The sequence below is a fragment of the Nocardiopsis salina YIM 90010 genome, from assembly GCF_000341025.1.
Lineage (GTDB): Bacteria > Actinomycetota > Actinomycetes > Streptosporangiales > Streptosporangiaceae > Nocardiopsis > Nocardiopsis salina.
On sequence record NZ_ANBF01000257.1, the window covers coordinates 1 to 2,732 of the forward strand.

The 2,732-nt window shown below is 65.8% G+C and carries 3 protein-coding genes and 1 tRNA gene; 1 reads left to right on the top strand and 3 read right to left on the bottom strand.

What is annotated here, in order from left to right:
- Positions 1-2: 2 nt before the first annotated feature.
- The 3 genes from D474_RS0126965 to D474_RS0126975 all read right to left on the bottom strand — a co-directional run bounded on the left by D474_RS0126965 (position 3) and on the right by D474_RS0126975 (position 1,487).
- Positions 3-78: transfer RNA gene (locus tag D474_RS0126965), tRNA-Ala, on the bottom strand.
- Between the two features lie 268 nt (positions 79-346).
- Positions 347-469: a DLW-39 family protein gene (locus tag D474_RS33775; RefSeq protein WP_014912962.1), complete on the bottom strand. Its 123-nt coding sequence runs from the start codon at positions 467-469 to the stop codon at positions 347-349.
- Between the two features lie 184 nt (positions 470-653).
- The gene (locus D474_RS0126975) at positions 654-1,487 is read right to left on the bottom strand and encodes a helix-turn-helix domain-containing protein (RefSeq protein ID WP_083932030.1); all 834 of its coding nucleotides are present in this window, start codon (positions 1,485-1,487) and stop codon (positions 654-656) included.
- Positions 1,488-1,940: 453 nt separating this feature from the next.
- Between D474_RS0126975 and D474_RS0126980 the strand changes: the two genes are divergently transcribed.
- Complete coding sequence (locus tag D474_RS0126980) at positions 1,941-2,249, top strand: hypothetical protein (protein ID WP_017616587.1); 309 nt, start codon at positions 1,941-1,943, stop codon at positions 2,247-2,249.
- The last annotated feature ends 483 nt before the right edge of the window (positions 2,250-2,732 follow it).

The following is a 2,732-nucleotide window of genomic DNA, read 5'->3' on the forward strand; positions in this document are numbered from 1 at the left end:
TCTGGTGGAGCCAAGGGGAGTCGAACCCCTGACCTCTGGTATGCAAAACCAGCGCTCTGCCAGCTGAGCTATGGCCCCTGGACCCGGGGACGGTCCCGGTCACCACACAGAGCATACCTTCGATCGAAGGCTGCCCCGGTCACTCGGACCGAACCGGATACCGCGGAGCCACGTCCGGGGCCGGACGCAGCACAAAGCCGTGGGTCGCACCCCGGGGTCGTCAGCCCACCCACGCCTTCGTGTCGCCGTCGGGCGTTCCGGGGCGGCACACAGTCTGTGCCTGCCCGCGGTTGCCCGGCGGAACCCTCATGACGGCGTCAGGGACGCCGCCCTGGCGTCCGAGCGATCAGCTCTCGCTGGCCGCCGTTGCCTCGGTCCAGAGGTCCAGCTCGGCGCGGTCGGCCTGGATCTTGCGGTAGACGGCGAAAGCACCGAGGGCCACCAGCGCCAGAACGATGATCTTCTTCACTGTCTGCACCCTTTCTTTGGTCCGGTTCGTGCAGGGGACCGAGCCCGGAGCCCGACCCTCCACAGAGAACTTTATGAGGTTGTCACCAAGCAGACTAGCAAGCCATCCCGGGCACTCCCGGCCACGGTGGACCGTTTCACACCAACGGTCTGCATCCGCACTGGACAGAGGCTCCGGGACGGCTTCAGGTCAGCAGGGCCATGCGGCGCAGAATACCCACGCTGGCCTCGGGTGAGGCCGCAGCGGACGTGAGCGAGTCCCAAACGCGCCGACACGAACGGACGCCGTCCTCGGACTCGACGATGGCCCCTCCCCGGGCTGACTCGACGTAGGCGAGCGCGGCCTCGTCGTCATCGAACTCGAGCACGGAGAAGGGCCCGGAGAACCCGGGGTGTGGGCCGGCGGACGTCGGCAGCAACTGGACGGTCACGGCGTCGGACTCGGTGGCAAGCTCCACGATCCGTTCCGTCTGTGCCCTCAGAAGCTCCAGATCGCCAGAGACACGCTGGAGGGCGTCCTCCTCCAGCACCGCGTGGTAGCGGCCGATCCCCCCGGCGTCGAGGCTCTCCTGGCGTTTGAGGTGGGCCGCCACCATGCGTTCGACGCTGTGCTCGCCGTGCCCGAGGGACCGTGCCACCCGTGCGGTGTAGTCAGGGACCTGCAGGAGGTCGGGCACGAGGATCCCTGCGTAGGTCTGCACGGCCTCGGCGCCGGCCTCGTTGCCCACGTAGGCGGAGGAGATCACATCCTCGTATTCGGTCCACCAGGGCCTGAGACGGGATTCCCGAACCAGGGTCAGCACAGCCTCGCGCTGGCCGCCGGTTACCCCGTACAGACGCAGCAACGCAGAGATCTCCATGACGGAGGGCCATTTCCGGATCCCGGTCTCGATGTGACCGAGTTTGGCCGGCGACCACTCGAGTTCCTCCGCCACGTCGCTGAGAGTCAATCCTGCCTGCATACGGCGGCGGCGGAGTTCGGAGGACAGACGCCGTCGGCGAACCGTGGGGCTGGTCATATCACTGATCCAATGACACAGGGTGGTGAGGGTGTCCCACCAGCGAAACACGGCACCTAGCTTCTAGCAATGCGTTTCTAGAAAACACAGCACCTTTCCGACGTCATCACCCGGAAGAGATCCGATCATCCGGGATCTCCGGCCGCAAAAACTCCCCCTTTGCCACATCAAGTCACTACAGTCACAGAAGAGGAGCCACAGAAACCCCGGAAGAACACTGCCGTTTTCCTGCCCCACATGCGCCTCTGTGGTCACAATCGTGGGGCGGAGTCCCGGGCTTCCGCGAGCGCGCTCGGGGTCGTCCGTCAACAGGTGGCCCGCCCCCTCGCCGACCACCTCCGAATGATCCGTATGTGCTCCGTGCGTCTCACACTGCTACCAGCGGGAAGAAACCACGTACGATGCTTGAGGTGCCCGCTACGGCGGGCGTGCCCGCACACGTAGAGGAAACCCATGAGCTACCCCATCGACGACGCCGAGCAACTCATCGCGAACGCAGAGGCCCGGATGCCGCCGAGCACCCGATCACGACTCATCGCGAAACTCCGCATGGGGAAGCACATCGACGAAGCAGCCGCCGAGCTGGACATCAGCCCGAAGCTGGTCTTCTCGACCGCACGCGTCCTCGTTCCCTTCGCTGAGCAGCTCGATGCCACCCTCATCGAACAGCGCGACCCCTCGCTTCCCCACGGCACGGTCACCGGCTACAACAAACGCTGCCGTTGCCCGGAGTGCCGAAGCGCGCTTCGCCAACGCGTCTGAGGGCCCTGCACGTTCCGGACGGAGCAGGCGGACCGACTACCGCACAGACGCCAGGAAGTCCATGCTTCGTCCGGATGCGGCCACACATGTCCCTCGCAACCCCCGCGACCTGCGAGAGCATGGATTTAACACACTGTTCTCCGGCCAAAGCACACCTCGGAGGCTTATGCCTGCCCGGTCCGGGGAATCCGCACAACATGAACGAGCATGTTGACTGGTCGGCCATGAGTGACGAGGACTTCGTTGCGCTGCTGCGGCAGCTCGTCGAGCACCCGGAGGTCGACGAGGACTGACCTCGCGCCGGCTGTTCCCGGCGAGCACAGACACCCCTGGACCTTCCGCGGGCCTTCCCCGGGGAGGCAGCGCCTGCCGCGGTTCGGTGCGGGCTGCAACCACCCCACCGGTGTGCCCCGCCCATCGGTCGCTGCGTTGTGCCTTCACGTGTTCACAAGTGCAGACACAAAAAAGAGGGGCCCCGCAAAA